The organism is Streptococcus infantarius subsp. infantarius ATCC BAA-102 (assembly GCF_000154985.1).
Taxonomy (GTDB): Bacteria; Bacillota; Bacilli; order Lactobacillales; family Streptococcaceae; genus Streptococcus; species Streptococcus infantarius.
In genome coordinates, this window is the sequence record NZ_DS572693.1 from 89,232 (window position 1) to 107,659 (window position 18,428).

General features: G+C 38.1%; 18 protein-coding genes and 2 pseudogenes. 18 read left to right on the forward strand and 2 right to left on the reverse strand.

Annotated features, from left to right (window positions below; translation table 11 throughout):
• Nucleotides 1–24: 24 nt before the first annotated feature.
• Entirely contained in the window at nt 25–1,170 is a 1,146-nt protein-coding gene (locus tag STRINF_RS06890; protein WP_006532348.1) for a cobalamin-independent methionine synthase II family protein, read from the reverse strand.
• Nucleotides 1,171–1,353: 183 nt separating this feature from the next.
• Between STRINF_RS06890 and STRINF_RS06895 the strand changes: the two are divergent.
• Both STRINF_RS06895 and STRINF_RS06900 read left to right on the forward strand, forming a co-directional pair.
• Nucleotides 1,354–1,797: pseudogene (locus tag STRINF_RS06895) on the forward strand (cytidine deaminase family protein).
• A gap of 19 nt (nt 1,798–1,816) precedes the next feature.
• Nucleotides 1,817–2,551, forward strand: coding sequence for a PHP domain-containing protein (locus STRINF_RS06900; RefSeq protein ID WP_006532351.1), 735 nt, complete (start codon nt 1,817–1,819; stop codon nt 2,549–2,551).
• 49 nt (nt 2,552–2,600) lie between these two features.
• Here STRINF_RS06900 and STRINF_RS10000 read toward each other — a convergent pair whose 3' ends face one another.
• Nucleotides 2,601–2,777: a DUF3042 family protein gene (locus STRINF_RS10000; RefSeq protein ID WP_006532352.1), complete on the reverse strand. Its 177-nt coding sequence runs from the start codon at nt 2,775–2,777 to the stop codon at nt 2,601–2,603.
• A gap of 186 nt (nt 2,778–2,963) precedes the next feature.
• Between STRINF_RS10000 and miaA the strand changes: the two genes are divergently transcribed.
• The 16 genes and pseudogenes from miaA (at nt 2,964) to rfbB (ending at nt 18,387) form a co-directional block, all read left to right on the forward strand.
• The gene (gene miaA / locus STRINF_RS06905; protein WP_006532353.1) at nt 2,964–3,863 is read left to right on the forward strand and encodes a tRNA (adenosine(37)-N6)-dimethylallyltransferase MiaA; all 900 of its coding nucleotides are present in this window, start codon (nt 2,964–2,966) and stop codon (nt 3,861–3,863) included.
• 85 nt (nt 3,864–3,948) lie between these two features.
• Nucleotides 3,949–5,187: a GTPase HflX gene (gene hflX, locus STRINF_RS06910; RefSeq protein WP_006532354.1), complete on the forward strand. Its 1,239-nt coding sequence runs from the start codon at nt 3,949–3,951 to the stop codon at nt 5,185–5,187.
• The gene (locus STRINF_RS06915) at nt 5,180–5,818 is read left to right on the forward strand and encodes a cystathionine beta-lyase (protein WP_006532355.1); all 639 of its coding nucleotides are present in this window, start codon (nt 5,180–5,182) and stop codon (nt 5,816–5,818) included. Before hflX ends, STRINF_RS06915 begins: the two co-directional genes overlap by 8 nt.
• Before the next feature lie 40 nt (nt 5,819–5,858).
• Nucleotides 5,859–6,788 (forward strand): ribonuclease Z, encoded by a 930-nt coding sequence (gene rnz, locus STRINF_RS06920; RefSeq protein WP_006532356.1) that lies wholly within the window; start codon nt 5,859–5,861, stop codon nt 6,786–6,788.
• Nucleotides 6,785–7,543, forward strand: coding sequence for an SDR family NAD(P)-dependent oxidoreductase (locus STRINF_RS06925; protein WP_006532357.1), 759 nt, complete (start codon nt 6,785–6,787; stop codon nt 7,541–7,543). Before rnz ends, STRINF_RS06925 begins: the two co-directional genes overlap by 4 nt.
• A 35-nt stretch (nt 7,544–7,578) precedes the next feature.
• On the forward strand, nt 7,579–9,783 hold the full coding sequence (gene recJ / locus STRINF_RS06930) for a single-stranded-DNA-specific exonuclease RecJ (RefSeq protein WP_006532358.1): 2,205 nt from the start codon (nt 7,579–7,581) through the stop codon (nt 9,781–9,783).
• A gap of 171 nt (nt 9,784–9,954) precedes the next feature.
• Nucleotides 9,955–10,932, forward strand: a complete 978-nt coding sequence (gene bsh / locus STRINF_RS06935) for a choloylglycine hydrolase (RefSeq protein WP_014334522.1) — start codon at nt 9,955–9,957, stop codon at nt 10,930–10,932.
• Between the two features lie 102 nt (nt 10,933–11,034).
• The gene (locus STRINF_RS06940; protein WP_004231134.1) at nt 11,035–11,553 is read left to right on the forward strand and encodes an adenine phosphoribosyltransferase; all 519 of its coding nucleotides are present in this window, start codon (nt 11,035–11,037) and stop codon (nt 11,551–11,553) included.
• A gap of 107 nt (nt 11,554–11,660) precedes the next feature.
• On the forward strand, nt 11,661–12,605 hold the full coding sequence (gene metA / locus STRINF_RS06945) for a homoserine O-acetyltransferase MetA (protein ID WP_006532360.1): 945 nt from the start codon (nt 11,661–11,663) through the stop codon (nt 12,603–12,605).
• Nucleotides 12,606–12,683: 78 nt separating this feature from the next.
• Complete coding sequence (locus tag STRINF_RS06950; RefSeq protein ID WP_006532361.1) at nt 12,684–13,358, forward strand: DnaD domain-containing protein; 675 nt, start codon at nt 12,684–12,686, stop codon at nt 13,356–13,358.
• Entirely contained in the window at nt 13,358–14,008 is a 651-nt protein-coding gene (gene nth / locus STRINF_RS06955) for an endonuclease III (RefSeq protein WP_006532362.1), read from the forward strand. The genes STRINF_RS06950 and nth overlap by 1 nt, the downstream gene beginning before the upstream one ends.
• A 91-nt stretch (nt 14,009–14,099) precedes the next feature.
• The gene (locus STRINF_RS06960; RefSeq protein ID WP_006532363.1) at nt 14,100–14,786 is read left to right on the forward strand and encodes a tRNA (adenine(22)-N(1))-methyltransferase; all 687 of its coding nucleotides are present in this window, start codon (nt 14,100–14,102) and stop codon (nt 14,784–14,786) included.
• Nucleotides 14,773–15,562, forward strand: a pseudogene (locus STRINF_RS06965) (Nif3-like dinuclear metal center hexameric protein). The gene STRINF_RS06960 and the pseudogene STRINF_RS06965 overlap by 14 nt, the downstream one beginning before the upstream one ends.
• 132 nt (nt 15,563–15,694) lie before the next feature.
• Nucleotides 15,695–16,564, forward strand: coding sequence for a glucose-1-phosphate thymidylyltransferase RfbA (gene rfbA, locus STRINF_RS06970; protein ID WP_006532366.1), 870 nt, complete (start codon nt 15,695–15,697; stop codon nt 16,562–16,564).
• On the forward strand, nt 16,564–17,160 hold the full coding sequence (locus tag STRINF_RS06975; protein ID WP_006532367.1) for a dTDP-4-dehydrorhamnose 3,5-epimerase family protein: 597 nt from the start codon (nt 16,564–16,566) through the stop codon (nt 17,158–17,160). Before rfbA ends, STRINF_RS06975 begins: the two co-directional genes overlap by 1 nt.
• Before the next feature lie 177 nt (nt 17,161–17,337).
• Nucleotides 17,338–18,387 (forward strand): dTDP-glucose 4,6-dehydratase, encoded by a 1,050-nt coding sequence (gene rfbB, locus STRINF_RS06980; RefSeq protein ID WP_006532368.1) that lies wholly within the window; start codon nt 17,338–17,340, stop codon nt 18,385–18,387.
• Nucleotides 18,388–18,428: the final 41 nt, after the last annotated feature.

Consider the following 18,428-nt stretch of genomic DNA (forward strand, 5'->3'; position numbering starts at 1 on the left):
AAAAATAAAGGCGAGTTGATTGGATTAACTCCAGAATTTAGCGGCGATGTCTTGACCTTGCTTGATTTTAGCCCATTGTTGTGGGATGGCAAGTTCATTTCCTGAATCACATGAAGCAAAACCACATTGGTGAGAAAGGAAAAGACGGTCTTTAGGGATGATTTGGCTAGCTTCTTCAAGCATTTTAAGCGCACGTTCTTCATCGTCAAGATCAGTTGTTTTACTTGAAAGAAGTCCAAGAACAACTTCAGCATCTGAGTCTTTCAAGCTTTCAAGAGCTTTGAGGTCACCAGCCACTTCGCTATCCCATTCAAGGAAGAAACGGTCATAGTGTTGGTCTTTTAAGAATTTTGTTGCGATAGCTTCGTAAGTACCACCAGCAGCAGAACGACTTTCGTAGTTACCACGGCAGTTGTGAGTCCAAACTTGCAAACCAAGCTCATGACCATAGTCAGCAACATCGTTATTTACTGCGATGAATTCGTCAGCAAGGTTAGCAAGAGCGCTATTTCCTTGAGCAAAGAAACCAGCTGGGTTTGTTTCGTCGAAAAGTTCCCAGAGGCAGTCGTCAAATTGAATGATTTCTCCGCCAGCTTCTTTGTATTCTTTCAAGAATTCTTTATAGGCATTTGTAAGACCAGCTTTTAGTTCTTCTTTAGTTTTGTAAACTTGGTCTTCGCCAACTAATTGATTAAAGACTGTGAATTCTGTGTAGGCGTGAGCAGGTCCCCAGATAGTCAATTTTGTATCTGAGTCTCCAGCTTCTTCCTTAAGCAAATTAAAGATATCAAGGAAGTGGTGGTTCTTACCTGAAAGTGGCTCTGTGATGCGGATACCAATGTCTTTACGTGTTTCGAAGTGACCACCATCATGGTCTTTGAAAGTATAACCGTGGTCTGCAATGTAGCGTTCAATCCCTTTTAGTCCCCAGACGAAGTCAAGGTGCCACATTGATTTTGAAAATTCACCATCAGTTAAGACATCAATACCATTTGCTTTTTCTTTAGCGATAACTTTTTTGATGTCAGCCTTTTCTGTTTCACGATAGCCATCAAAAGCATCGTAGAATGGGTATGTGATATCATCACGATGTTCGATTGTGATTTTATATTCGCGTAAATCTGCTGGTCGTAGAAGCGAACCAACTAATTGAAATCTTGATTTTTCCATTTCGTATACCTCGTTTGTTTTTTGTGATTCCTATTGTAGCGGAGCTTTGCCATTTTGAAAAATAGTTATTTTTTTAGGACTATGTATAGTTTTAAACTATAACTAAAAAAATCAAAATCTCTGTCTAATTAACAGAAAATTTGATATACTAAGAAAATACAGATAATTATAAGGAGATTTAGAATGGATCTTTGGGAAAAGTTATATCAAGCAGCAAAAAAGGATTATAATCCTCATTATGTGACGCCATTTATCTATTCAAATCATGTGGTTGCAGCAATTGAAGCAGAAGATGGTCAGATTTTTATAGGCTATTGTTTTGAAGCGACTTCTGGTGTTTTTCATCTTTGTGCGGAACGCGCAGCAGCTTTTAACATGTTTCAACAATCTGGTCAAACCACTATCAAACGTATTATTGCATTTTGGGATAAGCCGCCTTATGGTGAAGGTTCAGGAATGACTTGCGGAGCTTGTCGCTAGTTCTTGATGCAATTGTCTCCGAAAAATAAAGATTTGGAATTTATGCTTGATTATGAGAAACGTGAAACCATTACCTTAGGTGAATTGATGCCTTTATGGTGGGGGACAGAGCGCATGGGAGCAGGCGTTGAAGACTTAGAAGATTAATAACAAAGCGAGGGATAGGATGCGAGATAATCATTTACACACACATTTTTCTTATGATTCAGATGCTCGGTTTGAAGATTATTTAGACCATTATACAGGGGATATTGTGACGACTGAGCATTATGATTTGTCAAATCCATATACCAAGCAAGATGATGTGCCAGATTATGAGGCTTACTCACGTGAAATAGCTAAGCTTAATCAAAAATACGGCAATCGCATTAAAAAAGGCATTGAAATTGGTTATTATCAGCCACGTGAAGCGGATATTCTTGCTTATTTGGCGGATAAGGACTATGATTTGAAACTCTTATCAGTTCACCACAACGGGACAAATGATTACCTTGATGATGAAGTGGCTGATATGGATAAGGATACCATTATTCAAGAGTATCTGGACAAATTAGAATATGCCATTGGTCGTGTGGAGGCTGATATTTTAGCTCACTTTGACTATGGTTTTCGTATTTTTGATTTGACTGTTGATGACTTAAAAGCTTACGAGCCACAATTAAAACGTATTTTCCAAAAGATGATTGATTATGATTTAGCTTTTGAACTAAACAGTAAATCAATGTATCTATATGGAAAAGAACCTATTTACCGTTATGCTTTAGGCTTGGTTAAAGAATTAGGTTGCCACAAGTATTCTATCGGTTCAGACGGTCATAAGTTAGAGCATTTTCGTCTAGCTTTTGATAAAATCCAAGATTTACTTGATGAATTTGGCATTGAAGATTGGGAAATTTTGTAAAACAAAAAGCCCGTGAGCATAAGGCTCAGGGCTTTTTAACGTTTAAAAATTAGTGAGAAATACGTTTGCGGGCTGCTTTTTTACGATTTTCTTGAATGAAAGCAGCTTTTTCTTCTTCAGGCTCAATGATTTTTTTCTTAACTGCGAAAATAGCGCCTGCGACAGTAGCTGCAGTGGCTACAACACCAGTAGCAAGACCTTTAGCGAATGCAAATTTTTTAGCCATAATAATTCCTCCTCACTGATAAGAACAGGGAGTATAAAGAGGTCTTTATACTCTTTTATAGCAGTAGGATTTGTTTTCTTGTCCTACCACCTTATGTTATAATAATGGTAACGAAAATTGCCTAAAAATTCAAGTGAAAAAGTTATATTTACTAAAAAATCAGGCTTAGGACGGATAAAAAAATAGATGTCAAAAAAAATAAAACTGCTTGCTGTGGTTGGACCGACAGCTGTTGGAAAAACAGCTTTAGGAATCAAACTCGCCAAGCAATTTAATGGAGAAATTATCAGCGGTGATAGTCAACAAGTCTACTGTAAGCTGGATATTGGAACGGCTAAGGCAACGCCTGAAGAACAAGCAGCAGCTCCTCACCACTTAATAGATGTGCGTGATGTTGAAGAGACTTATTCTGTTTATGACTTTGTGACTGAAGCTAAGGCTGCGATTGACGATATCGTTAGTCGAGGAAAGCTTCCTATTATCGTTGGAGGAACTGGCCTTTATCTTCAAAGTTTGCTAGAAGGTTATCATTTGGGTGGTGAGGTTGATCAAGAAAAAGTCCTCGCTTACCGAAAAGAATTGGATTTGTTAAGTGATGAAGAGCTTTTTGAAAAAATAGCAGAGCAGAAGATTGAGATTCCTCAAATCAACCGCCGTCGTGCCATTCGTGCTTTAGAGTTAGCTAAATTTGGACAAGATTTGCAAAATAAAGAAACTAACTATGATGCCTATTTGATTGGTTTAAATGATGACCGTCAAGTGCTTTATGACCGTATCAATCGCCGTGTTGACCTTATGGTTGAAAATGGTGTTTTGGATGAGGCAAAATGGCTTTATGACAATTATCGTGAGGTTCAAGCTGCGCGAGCTATTGGTTACAAGGAACTTTTTCCGTATTTTGCTGGAGAAGATTCTCTTGAAAACTGTGTTGAAAAATTAAAGCAAAACACACGTCGCTTTGCAAAACGCCAGTTAACATGGTTTAGAAACCGTATGGCAGTTAAGTTTTACAATGTTTCAGAAGCTGATTTTAAAGCTAGTGTTACAAGTGATGTTGATTGTTTTTTAAATGATAAGAAATTGTAAGGGAGTAAAACGCTCCCTTTCACTTTTTGTAGAAATTTTATGATATAATGAGATTTACGGATTAATTAAGAAGAGGGGTGAGTGCATGATTGAAACAAGCGAACATCAAGAGCGCGTGATTTTACTAGGTGTTGAGCTGCCAGACACTGAAAATTTTGATATGTCTATGGAAGAGTTAGCTTCGCTAGCTAAAACAGCAGGAGCGCAGGTGGTTTCATCTTATCGCCAAAAACGCGAAAAATACGATAGTAAATCATTGATTGGCTCAGGAAAATTAGCCGAAATTAAAGCGATTGTTGACGCTGATGAGATTGACACTGTTATTGTTAATGACCGTTTAACACCCCGTCAAAATGTTAACTTAGAATCAGAACTTGGGGTTAAAGTGATTGACCGCATGCAGCTGATTTTGGATATTTTTGCCATGCGTGCTCGTAGTCACGAAGGGAAATTGCAAGTTCATCTAGCTCAACTCAAATACATGTTGCCACGCCTTGTCGGTCAAGGGGTTATGCTAAGCCGTCAAGCAGGTGGAATTGGTAGCCGTGGACCTGGTGAAAGTCAATTGGAATTGAACCGCCGTTCGATTCGTAATCAGATTTCAGATATTGAACGCCAATTGAAGGTGGTTGAAAAGAATCGTGAAACTGGTCGTGAAAAACGTACAGAATCACAAGTCTTTAAAATTGGACTCATTGGTTATACAAATGCTGGTAAATCAACCATTATGAATGTCCTAACCAATGATAAACAATACGAAGCTGATGAATTATTTGCAACTTTGGATGCGACAACTAAGCAGATTTACTTGCAAAATCAATTTCAAGTGACGCTTACAGATACGGTTGGTTTTATTCAAAATTTGCCAACTGAGTTGGTGGCGGCCTTTAAGTCAACCTTGGAAGAAAACCGTCATGTTGATTTGTTGCTACACGTGATTGATGCCAGCGACCCAAATCATGCGGAACACGAAAAAGTTGTTTTAAATCTGCTAAAAGATCTAGATATGTTGGATATTCCGCGTTTAGCTGTTTATAACAAGATGGATGTGGCGGAGCACTTTGCAGCGACAGCTTTTCCAAATGTGCGTATTTCTGCGCGTGATAAAGATGCTCGTTCACTTTTGCGCCGTTTGATTATCAATGAAATGCGTGAGATTTTTGAACCATTTAGTATTCGTGTTCACCAAAATCAAGCCTATAAGCTATACGATTTAAATAAAATCGCGCTGCTTGATCGTTATGATTTTGTTGAAGAATACGAAAATATCACTGGTTACATTAATCCAAAAAATAAATGGAGACTAGAAGAATTTTATGACTGATTATATAAGCTTAGCTTTAAAATATGGTGGCTTTACGTCACTAGATAAAGTGTATTTGCAAAATGTTTTGGAGGATTTAACAGATGAACAAAAATTGAGTTTCATCACACCACCTCCAAGTGTTATCAATGCTTATTTTGCAGAAATGTATCAAAAACAATCTCCGCAAGCAGCAACGGATTATTATTTTGAACTATCAAAAGAATTGCACTTGTTAAATAATAAGCCATCTTTTGACGAACGCAAGCCTTTTATTCGTTTGAATTTATCAGGGAAATCATATGGTTTCACTTATGAAAATGATAAAGAGGTTGCTCTTGTCTTTTCTGAAAAAGATGAAGCTTTGACAAGAGATGTCTTGTTTGAATTGGCTCAAGTTTTTCCTCAATATAAAATTTATGTTGAAGATGGCAAAATCAAAATGTCAAAATTGACTTTTGATGACCAAGAACTTGAAGACCTTACACCAGAAAGTAGTCTGCTCAGCCATGTTTCAAAATTAAAAGGAAATATGGTTAAGCTAAAAAGTTTTAATCGCGATGAATTGTCAGACTTGCTAGCTCATTACCAAGGGCAAGTTTATTACACGTTTGATCAACGTGAATTTATCGCTTATGTAAAAGTATCGTAATAGGAAGGATAAGTAAAAACTTCGGTTTTTATAGGTATATATGGAATTACAATTTTTGGGAACAGGAGCGGGTCAGCCCTCAAAGTCACGTAATGTGTCAAGCTTAGTGTTAAAGTTACTTGACGAGATTAATGAGGTGTGGATGTTTGACTGTGGCGAAGGCACACAACGTCAGATTTTAGAAACAACTATCCGTCCTCGTAAAGTGAAACGCATTTTTATCACGCACTTGCACGGTGATCACATTTTTGGTCTTCCTGGCTTTTTGGCAAGTCGTGCTTTCCAAGCAAATGAAGAACAAACTGACCTTGATATTTATGGTCCTGTGGGTATTCGTTCATACGTTTTGAACAGTTTGCGCTTGTCTGGTGCTCGTTTGCCATACCGTATTCATTTTCATGAATTTGACGAAAACAGTCTGGGCAAAGTAATGGAAACTGACAAGTTCGTGGTATATGCTGAAAAATTGGACCACACGATTTTCTGCATTGGTTACCGTGTGATGCAAAAAGATTTGGAAGGAACACTTGATGCAGAAGCGTTGAAAGCTGCAGGTGTGCCATTTGGTCCATTATTTGGAAAAATCAAGAGCGGTCAAGATGTTGTCTTAGAAGATGGGACAAAAATCATTGCCAAAGATTACATCTCAGCACCGAAAAAAGGAAAAGTTATCACTGTTTTAGGTGATACACGTAAGACTGATGCTAGTGTGCGTCTTGGTTTGGGAGCTGATATCTTGGTTCACGAATCAACATATGGCAAAGGTGATGAGAGAATCGCCCGCAAGCACGGACACTCAACAGGAACTCAGGCTGCCCAGATTGCTAAAGAAGCGTCAGCTAAATGTTTATTGCTTAATCACATCAGTGCTCGTTTCTTGGGACGTGAATGCAAACAAATCGAAAACGATGCTCAAGAAATTTTTGAAAATACACACTTGGTTAAAGATTTGGAAGTAATTAGCTTATGAGAATTATTGCTATTACAGGAGCAACAGGTGGACTTGCCAAAGAAATTGTCAAACAGTTACCATCTGATGACTTTGTGATTGCCTTAGGACGTAATGTAGAAAAACTTGAAGCCTGTTATGCTGAACGTCCTAACACAGTTTGCTACAAACTTGATATGTCAAGTGATGAAGCGATTGGGGCAATGGTTGAAAAACTATATGCTGAACATGGTCACATCGATGTCTTTATCAATAACGCTGGTTATGGTGATTTTAGTGAGTTTGATGCTTATACAACCGCTGAAATCCGTGATATGTTTGATATCAACACCTTTGCGACGATGACTTTTTCACGTTTGGTTGGGCATAAGATGAAGAAATCTGGGCATGGTCATATTGTCAATATTGCCAGCATCGCTGGTTTGATTGCTTCAGCAAAATCATCAGTTTACTCTGCAACAAAATTTGCGGTGATTGGTTTTTCAAATGCTCTGCGTTTAGAATTAGCTGATAGCAATGTTTATGTGACGACGATTAATCCTGGACCGATTGCAACAAGCTTTTTTGACAAGGCAGATCCATCTGGAGAATACTTAAAGAGTGTTGGACGTTTTGTTTTGCAACCAGAAGAAGTTGCCAGACGTACGGTTGCTATTTTAGGTAAGAACAAACGTGAGGTGAATATGCCATTTTCAATGGCAGTAGCTCATAAATTCTATACACTTTTCCCAAAAGTTGCTGATTTTTTAGCACGAAAAGTGTTTAACTACAAATAACCTCCTTTCAATTCTACGTAAGAAGTGAGAAGTGAATGATAACAAGTAAATACAATTGGAAAAACATTGAAAAAGAGCCAGATGATGGCTTTTTTGAAGTGACAAAAAAAGAAAATATAACGGCATTAGCCAGCAAAATTCTATTCAGTCGAGGCATTGATAATGGCGAAAAACTAGCTCAATTTTTATCAAATGATTTATCACAACTTCATGATCCATATTTGTTGCATGATATGGACAAGGCAGTTGCTCGCATTCGTCAAGCTATTGAAAATTACGAACAGATTCTAATCTATGGTGACTATGATGCCGATGGTATGACTAGCGCTAGCATTATGAAAGAAGCGTTGGAAATGCTTGGGGCTGAGGTTCAAGTCTATCTTCCTAACCGATTTGTTGATGGCTATGGACCAAATGAATTGGTCTATAAATACTTTATTGAGCAACAACAGGTTTCTTTGATTATTACGGTGGACAATGGCGTAGCTGGGCATGAAGCTATTAGCTATGCACAAAGTCAAGGAGTAGATGTCATTGTTACTGACCACCATGGCTTACCAGCAGAGCTTCCAGACGCATTTGCCATTGTACATCCAGAGCACCCGGAAGCGGATTATCCGTTCAAGTATTTAGCAGGATGTGGTGTAGCTTTCAAAATAGCTTGTGCCTTGTTGGAATCAATTCCTACAGAAATGCTAGATTTAGTTGCTATCGGAACCATTGCTGATATGGTTAGCCTAACAGATGAAAATCGTATCATGGTTAAGGTTGGCCTTGAAATGCTCAAGCAGACCGAACGCATTGGTCTCATGGAGCTTATGAAAGTATCTGATATTGACATGTCAGATGTTAATGAGGAAACTGTTGGGTTTAAAATTGCACCGCAGCTAAATGCTCTTGGTCGTCTAGATGATCCCAATCCAGCTGTTGAGTTATTGACTGGCTTTGATGATGAAGAAGCGCTAAGCATTGCGCAAATGATTAATGCCAAAAATGAAGAACGTAAAGAAATCGTTCAAAAGATTTATGACGAAGCCATGGGCATGGTTGACCTTGATAAGCCTGTTCAAGTGTTAGCAAAAGAAGGCTGGCATCCAGGTGTTCTTGGGATTGTCGCTGGTCGTATTTTGGAGCATATTGCTCAGCCAGTTATTGTCTTAAACATTGAAGACGGCATGGCAAAAGGTTCTGCTAGAAGTACTGAGGCTATCAATATCTTCCATGCGCTTGATGAACATCGTGATTTATTTGAAGCCTTTGGTGGACATGCTGGCGCAGCTGGGATGACCTTGCCCGTTGATAACTTAGAGCAATTGTCACAGGTCTTGTGCGATTACATTGCTGAAAATGATATTAATTTAGCTCAGAAAAAGACTTTGATCATTGATGAAGTGCTAGACTTGTCAGAAATCGACTTGGACACTGTTAAAAGTCTTGATAAGATTGCACCTTTTGGGATGGATAATGCTAAGCCAGTCTTTGAAATCAAAGACTTTACCGTTAAACAAGCACGTACCATGGGGCAAAATGATGCCCACTTGAAGTTAAAAATTGCTCAAGGAAGCACGGCAGTTGACCTTGTTGCCTTTAACCAAGGTCATTTGGTACAAGAACTTCAACAAGCACAGAATCTCTGTCTTGCGGTTACCTTGTCAATCAACAAATGGAACGGGCAAACCACTGTTCAGTTGATGCTTGAAGATGCGCGTGTTGACGGCGTTCAGTTGATTGATATTCGTGCTAAAAATGCCAGCCTTCCTGAACGTGTTCCTGTTTTGAGTGAAGACACTAGTGCCAGTGAAGTGGTTGTTCTGGACATCCCTGAGAAGGCTGAAGAACTCAAATCACTTTTTGTTGGGCGACAATTTGATGCTGTTTATTTTAAAAACCACATCAAACGTGCCTATTATTTGACAGGCTATGGAACTCGCGAACAATTTGCTAAATTGTATAAAACCATTTACCAATTCCCTGAATTTGATGTTCGTTATAAACTAAAAGACTTGAGTCAATACCTTAATATCCCAGATATTTTGCTGGTGAAAATGATTCAAATCTTTGATGAATTAGACTTCGTAACCATCACAGATGGTGTTATGGTTGTTAACAAAGATGCTCAAAAACGTAGCATCTCAGATAGCCAAATTTATCAAAACCTGAAACAAGAAGTGAAGTACCAAGAACTCATGGCACTTGGTACCCCACAAGAAATTTATGATTGGTTAATGGATAATAATTAAGAAAACTATGACAAGTTTTAGCTTGTCATAGTTTTCTTGTCGAATAAAAGTAATCGATTGCTAAATATTTGTTTTTCTATTGAGACAGAACTATAATATGGTTATGTAGGGATGACTCGCTACAAAAATATTTAATAACTTATGAATTTTCTTGTAATAAGGAGGTTTCTTATGTGTACTGCGATTACTTATACAACTAAGGACAGTTACTTCGGACGTAATCTTGATTTGGATTTTTCTTACAATGAAACGGTGACCATTTGTCCTAGAACTTACCCATTCTCGTTTAAGCACAAAGGTGAAAATAAGGACCACTATGCCATGATTGGTATGGCAACTGTGGTGGCCGATTATCCGCTTTTTTATGAAGCTGTAAATGAAAAAGGAGTTGGTATGGCAGGGTTGAATTTCCCTGAAAATGCTGACTATAAAGAAGTAGCAAAAGGTAAAGATAATGTTGCTTCCTTTGAATTGATTCCATGGCTTTTATCTCAGTGTGATTCTGTTGCACAAGTTAAAGAACTTTGTCAAAATCTTAACGTCACAAATGAAGCATTTAGTGATGATTTTCAACCAAGTCCTTTGCACTGGTTGATTGCAGATCGCAATGAATCTATTGTGTTGGAATCTGTGGCTAGTGGTCTTAAGGTTTATGACAATCCAACTGGTGTTTTGACTAATAATCCAACTTTTGATAAACAATTGTTTAACTTGAACAACTACCGTCACCTTTCACCAAAAGTTTCCGACAATCTTTTCTCTACAGAAATTCAATTAGATACCTATAGTCGAGGAATGGGTGGCTTAGGTTTGCCTGGTGATTTGTCATCAATGTCACGCTATGTTAAAGTGGCATTTACTAAATTAAATTCGGTAGCAGAAGATACTGAAGCATCCAGTGTTAACCAATTTTTCCATATTTTGAAATCCGTTGAACAACAAAAAGGATTGTGTTATGTGGATGAAAGTGGTAAATACGAATATACTATTTACAGTTCATGTATCAATGCTGATAAGGGAATTTACTACTACACAACTTATGATAACTCACAAATCACTGCAGTAGATATGCATAAAGAAAATTTGGATGACAGTAAGCTAGTGACTTATCCACTAGTTAAAGATTGGCAAGTAAATTATCAAAATTGAGTTTTATAAAATTTATCTTCTAAATTCTGTTCCTTTTTCCAAAAAATATGCTATAATGAAATGTAAAACATTTTTTGGCAAAAAGCCCATAGAAAGAAGAAAATGGATTTAAAAAATTATATCGCTACAATTGAAAACTATCCTAAAGAAGGAGTCACTTTCCGTGATATTTCTCCTTTGATGGCAGATGGAAATGCTTATAGCTATGCTGTTCGCGAAATTGTACAGTATGCTACTGACAAGAAGATCGACATGATTGTTGGTCCAGAGGCACGCGGATTTATCGTAGGATGCCCAGTTGCATTTGAACTTGGAATTGGTTTCGCACCAGTTCGTAAACCTGGTAAATTACCACGTGAAGTAATCTCAGCTGATTACGAAAAAGAGTATGGCATTGATACACTATGTATGCATGCTGATGCTATCAAACCTGGACAACGTGTACTTATCGTTGATGACCTTTTGGCAACAGGTGGTACTGTGAAAGCTACTATCGAAATGGTAGAACGCCTTGGTGGTATCGTTGCTGGATGTGCTTTCCTTGTTGAATTGGACGGATTGAACGGACGTAAAGCACTTGAAGGTTATGATACGAAAGTCTTAATGAATTTCCCAGGATAATTATAGCTAAAAACTATAACTACCTAAAGAAATTATATAATTGAAAACTATATCTCCATCTTTTATAATATTACTTAAATATAATATTATAGAGTGGAGATATTTTCATGCCAATAAAACTTGATAAAGAATTACCGGCCTTAGACATTTTGCGCAAAGAGAATGTCTTCATCATGGATAATAAACGCGCAAAGCATCAAGATATTAGACCGATGGATTTTCTCATCGTTAACTTGATGCCAACAAAAGAAGTGACAGAGACACAACTCTTGCGTTTGCTAGCCAACACACCTTTGCAAATTAATGTTGAATTTTTATATATGACTAGCCATGAGTCTAAAAATACAACGGTTGAGCATTTAGAAACCTTCTATAAAACTTTTGCGGATGTTAAACACAAGTATTATGATGGGTTGATTATCACGGGTGCTCCAGTTGAAACCTTGGCTTATGAGGAAGTGGATTATTGGGATGAATTGTGCCAAATCTTTGATTGGGCAAAATCTCATGTCTATTCAACCTTGCACTTGTGTTGGGGAGCGCAAGCTGGACTCTATTACAAATATGGTATTAAGAAGGTTTTGCTAGAGGAAAAATTATCAGGCATCTTTTCTCAAAATGTCAAACAACCTTCCAATCCGATTGTCCGTGGGTTTGACGACTGCTTTATGGCGCCGCATTCTAGATATACAGAAGTTCGTCATGAAGATGTTGCTAAGATTGATCGATTAGAAGTAATTGCTGAAGGTCCCACAGTTGGTTTGTCTATCGTAGCTAGTAAAGATTTGCGCGAAGTTTATAGCTTTGGACATTTGGAATATGACCGTGAAACTTTGGATCGTGAGTACAAGCGTGATGTTAAAGTTGGAAAAAATCCTAATGTGCCTGTGCATTATTACGTCAATGACGATCCTGAGCAAGATGTTCTGATGAAGTGGAACTTAGCGGCAACAACTTTCTTTAGTAATTGGATTAATTATGCTGTTTACCAAGAGACGCCTTATCAGTTGGAGCAATTGGAAAAAGAACCATCTTTTTACGGTTACTTGTGATGAGATGATTGTCGGTCAAATCTTGCTTTATCTTTGTCAGGTTCAGTTTTAGATGTGATGATTTTTTAGGAATATATTATGAATTATTTGGAAAATTATAAATCAGGCAATCTTGTATTGCCGAGTGCTCTTCTCTTTCATTACAAAGACATTTTTAAACGTGCAGATGATTTTTTGATTTGGCAGTTTATTTATCTCCAAAACACGACTAAGATGGATGATTTGGCACCTAGTCAAATTGCTAGCGCGCTGAATAAAACAGTGGCAGAAGTTAACCGCTCGATTTCTGATTTGACTGCTCAAGGTTTGCTTGATATGAAGACTATTGAACTTGGTAGTGAAATCGAAGTCATTTTTGATCCTAGTCCTGTTTTAGCCCTTTTGGATAAATTAGTATCTGAACCAAAACAAGTTCCTGAAAAACAAGATGTAAATCCTGTGAAAGAACTTGTCGAAGATTTTGAACGTGAGCTAGGTCGTATGCTAAGTCCATTTGAATTGGAAGATTTGCAAAAAACTATTCGTGAGGATAAAACGGATCCAGACCTAGTGCGCGCAGCGCTTCGTGAAGCTGTGTTTAACGGTAAGACAAACTGGAATTACATCAATGCCATTTTGCGAAATTGGCGTCGTGAAGGCATTACAACTATGCGTCAAGTTGAGGAACGTCGCAAAGAGCATGAAGATTCAAAAGCAGGTAAAGTCAATGTGTCAGATGACTTTTTGGCTGCAATGGATTTGTGGAGTGACTAATGAGAGTTGGACGTGAGCGTTTAAAGAAAATCTTAGCTATTATTGGTGATATGTATCCAGAAGCGCGTGGCGAGTTGGAATGGGAGACGCCATTTCAACTGCTTATCGCGGTAATTTTGTCTGCTCAAACGACGGATAAAGCAGTGAATAAGGTGACTCCAAATCTTTGGAAACATTACCCAGAAATCGAGGATTTGGCTAAGGCAAATTTGGTTGATGTTGAGGAATGTTTGCGAACCATTGGACTTTATAAGAACAAAGCTCGAAACATTATTAAGACGGCAAGAGTGATTTTACAAGACTTCGACGGGCAAGTTCCTAAGACCCACAAGGAGTTAGAAACCTTGCCAGGAGTTGGACGAAAAACAGCTAATGTTGTGTTAGCAGAAGTCTACGGTATCCCATCGATTGCTGTGGATACGCATGTGTCACGCATTGCTAAGCGCCTGAATATTTCTGCACCAGATGCTGATGTTAAAGAAATCGAAGAAGATTTGATGAAAAAAATTCCAAAGAAAGATTGGATTTTGACACATCATCGCTTGATTTTCTTTGGACGCTATCATTGCTTAGCTAAAAAGCCTAAATGTGATATTTGCCCAGTTCAAGCTTATTGCAAATATTATAAAGACAATGCGAAAACTAACTAAGCAGCTCACTTGAGTTGCTTTTGTTATGCTTTTGTAAGGAGAAGTTGTTTTTGATATAATTAAAAAGAATGATATTTTAGAAGGAAGAATTATGCAAACAGTATTATCTAAGCGTCTAGCTGCCGTAGCAGAATTTGTACCGCAAGGAGCACGCTTACTGGATGTCGGAAGTGACCATGCTTATTTACCGATTGCCTTGATGGAAGAGGGAAAAATTGATTTTGCCATTGCTGGTGAAGTTGTCAAAGGTCCATATGAATCAGCAGTTCATAATGTTGCTGGCGCTGGTTTGGCAGATAAAATCGTTGTGCGTTGGGCAGATGGTTTGGCAGCCTTTGAAGCATCAGACCAAGTAACAACGATTACGATTTGTGGTATGGGCGGCGGCTTGATTGCTGATATTTTGGCGGCAGGAGTTGAAAAATTAGCAAGTGTAGACCGTCTTATCTTACAACCTAATAATCGTGAAGATGAACTTCGTGCTTGGTTGATGAACAATGGCTTCAAACTTGTCACTGAAGAAATTATGACAGAAAATGATAAATTTTATGAAATCATGGTTGTTGAACACGGACAAATGACTTTGTCAGAGACAGACTTACGCTTTGGTCCTTTCTTGAACCAAGAAAAATCAGCTGTCTTCAAAGCACGTTGGCAACGAGAATTGAAAAAATTAGAAATTGCTTTGCCTCACGTTCCAGAAAATCGTGTCGATGACCGCGCAGCTATTTCACAAAAAATGACAGCTATCAAGGAGGCTATCAATGAAAGCAAGTGAAATCATTGAACGCTACGAAGCATACTGTCCACGTGAGCTTTCTATGGAAGGAGATATTTCTGGTCTCCAAATTGGAACTCTTGATAAAGAAGTTAGTCGTGTCATGATTGCTCTTGATGTGCGTGAAACGACAGTGGCAGAAGCAATCGAGAAAAATGTTGACTTGATTATCGTTAAGCATGCTCCCATTTTTCGTCCGCTAAAAGACCTTGCGGCGATTCCCCAAAATCAGATTTACCTTGACTTGGTAAAACATGATATCGCCGTATACGTGAGTCACACAAATATCGATATTGTGCCAGATGGTTTAAATGATTGGTTCTGTGAGCTGTTAGACATTACCGATACAGAGATTTTAAGTCCTACGGCTGATGGTTACGGGATTGGTCGAGTTGGAACGATTGAGGAGCAATTTTTTTCTAGAATTTGCTCTTAAGGTTAAAGAAAAATTCAACTTAGATAGTGTTCGTTTGGTCGCATATGGAAATCAAGATAAGCTCATTAATCGCGTAGCTATTTGTGGTGGTAGTGGTCAAAGTTTTTACCGTGAAGCAATGGCAAAAGGGGCGCAAGTCTACATCACTGGTGATATTTACTATCATACGGCTCAAGAAATGATTACAAATGGCATGCTTGCTATTGATCCTGGGCATCATATTGAGGTGCTCATGGTTGATAAATTACTTGAAAAATTTAATGCTTGGAAAAATGACAATCATTGGTCAGTAGATTTCATTGCCAGTGAGGCAGAAACAAATCCGTTTTATCATTTATAAAAAATTACTGACATTTGTCAGTAATTTTCGTTAAAAGCTTGTAAAATTAGGAAATTTAGTGACAGCATTTGCAAAAAATGATAGAATAGTTCTGATAATTGATAATTTATTGACAAAGAGGGAGACCTAACTATGAAAGGTATTATTCTTGCAGGAGGTTCAGGAACACGTTTGTATCCTTTGACTCGTGCGGCTTCAAAACAACTTATGCCAGTGTATGATAAACCAATGATTTATTATCCACTATCAACATTGATGTTGGCAGGTATCCGAGATATCTTGATTATCTCAACACCAACAGATATTCATCGTTTTGAAGAACTACTTGGCGACGGTTCAGAATTTGGTATTTCACTTTCTTACGCTGTACAACCAAGTCCAGATGGATTGGCACAAGCCTTTATCATCGGTGAAGAATTTATCGGAGATGACAATGTTGCTCTTGTTTTGGGAGATAACATTTACCATGGAGCAGGTCTAAGTAAAATGCTTCAAAAAGCAGCAAACAAAGAAAAAGGTGCTACTGTCTTTGGTTACCAAGTAAAAGACCCAGAACGTTTTGGTGTTGTTGAATTCGACGAAGATTTCAATGCTATCTCAATCGAAGAAAAACCAGAACATCCAAAATCACACTACGCTGTAACAGGTCTTTACTTCTACGATAACGATGTTGTAGAAATTGCTAAAAACATCAAACCAAGTGTACGTGGTGAACTTGAAATCACAGATGTAAATAAAGCTTATCTTGAACGTGGCGATCTTTCTGTAGAAGTTATGGGACGCGGCTTTGCATGGCTTGATACAGGAACACACGAAAGCCTTCTTGAAGCAGCTCAATACATTGAAACAGTGCAACGTATGCAAAACCTTCAAGTAGCGAACTTGGAAGAAATTGCATACCGCATGGGTTACATCACAAAAGAAGATGTTTACAACCTTGCACAACCACTTAAGAAAAACGAATACGGAAAATACTTGCTCCGTTTGATTGGAGAAGACTAATGACAGAACAGTTTTTTGGTAAAGAATTAGCAGCACGTAAAATCGAAGCCATCCCAGGAATGATTGAATTTGATATTCCTGTTCACGGTGACAACCGCGGATGGTTTAAAGAAAACTTCCAAAAAGAAAAAATGCTTCCTCTTGGTTTTCCAGAATCATTCTTTGCAGAAGGAAAATTACAAAATAACGTTAGCTTTTCACATAAAAACGTTTTGCGTGGACTTCACGCAGAACCTTGGGACAAATACATCTCAGTTGCTGACGAAGGTAAAGTACTAGGTTCATGGGTTGACTTACGTGAAGGTGACAGCTTTGGTCATGTTTACCAAACAGTTATCGATGCTTCAAAAGGTATCTTTGTCCCGCGTGGTGTCGCTAACGGTTTCCAAGTATTGTCTGATAAAGTATCATACAGCTACTTGGTTAACGACTACTGGGCACTTGAACTTAAACCAAAATACGCTTTTGTAAACTATGCAGATCCAACTCTTGGTATCAAATGGGAAAACTTGGAAGAAGCAGAAGTTTCTGAAGCAGATAAAAATCACCCACTACTTAAAGATGTTAAACCTTTAAGTAAAGATGATTTGAACTAAGACTTTTAATATTTAATAAATTTAATCAGAAAGGAGTGTTCAGTTTTAAGGAACTGAACACGGGACTAAATCTCTGAGAAAAAAAGATAAATCTTCCTAGACGCTTGTCGTCTGCGTCAGATTTCCTATTTTTCTATGAGATTTTTCGTGAGCGAAACGTCCCTTTGTATCTTAATTATGTCTGAATACAAAAATATCATTGTAACCGGTGGTGCAGGTTTCATCGGTTCAAACTTCGTACACTATGTTTACAACAATCACCCAGATGTACACGTTACTGTTCTTGATAAATTAACATACGCTGGTAACCGTGCAAACTTAGAAGAAATCCTTGGTGACCGTGTTGAGTTGGTTGTTGGTGATATCGCAGATGCAGAATTGGTAGATAAATTAGCTGCAAAAGCTGATGCGATCGTTCACTATGCTGCAGAAAGCCACAACGATAACTCATTGAAAGATCCAAGTCCATTTATCCAAACAAACTTTGTTGGTACATACACACTTTTGGAAGCAGCTCGTAAATACGATATCCGTTTCCACCACGTATCAACTGACGAAGTTTACGGAGACCTTCCACTTCGTGAAGACCTTCCAGGACATGGTGAAGGTCCAGGTGAAAAATTTACTGCTGAAACTAAATACAACCCAAGTTCACCATACTCATCAACAAAAGCAGCATCAGATTTGATCGTTAAAGCTTGGGTACGTTCATTTGGCGTTAAAGCAACTATCTCTAACTGCTCTAACAACTATGGACCATACCAACACATCGAAAAATTCATTCCTCGTCAAATCACAAACATCTTGTCAGGAATTAAACCAAAACTTTACGGTGATGGTAAAAACGTTCGTGACTGGATTCACACAAACGACCACTCAACTGGTGTTTGGGCAATCTTGACAAAAGGACGTATCGGTGAAACTTACCTTATCGGTGCAGATGGCGAAAAGAACAACAAAGAAGTTCTTGAACTTATCCTTGAAAAAATGGGTCAACCAAAAGATGCCTACGATCACGTAACAGACCGTGCAGGTCACGATCTTCGTTACGCTATCGACTCAACTAAACTTCGTGAAGAACTTGGTTGGGAACCAAAATATACTAACTTTGAAGAAGGACTTGAAGCAACAATCAAATGGTATACAGATAACCAAGATTGGTGGAAAGCTGAAAAAGAAGCTGTTGAAGCTAACTACGCTAAAACACAAAAAGTTCTTGATAAATAATTTAAAAAGCCTATCGTATCAAGGGTTACAGCTTGTGCGAT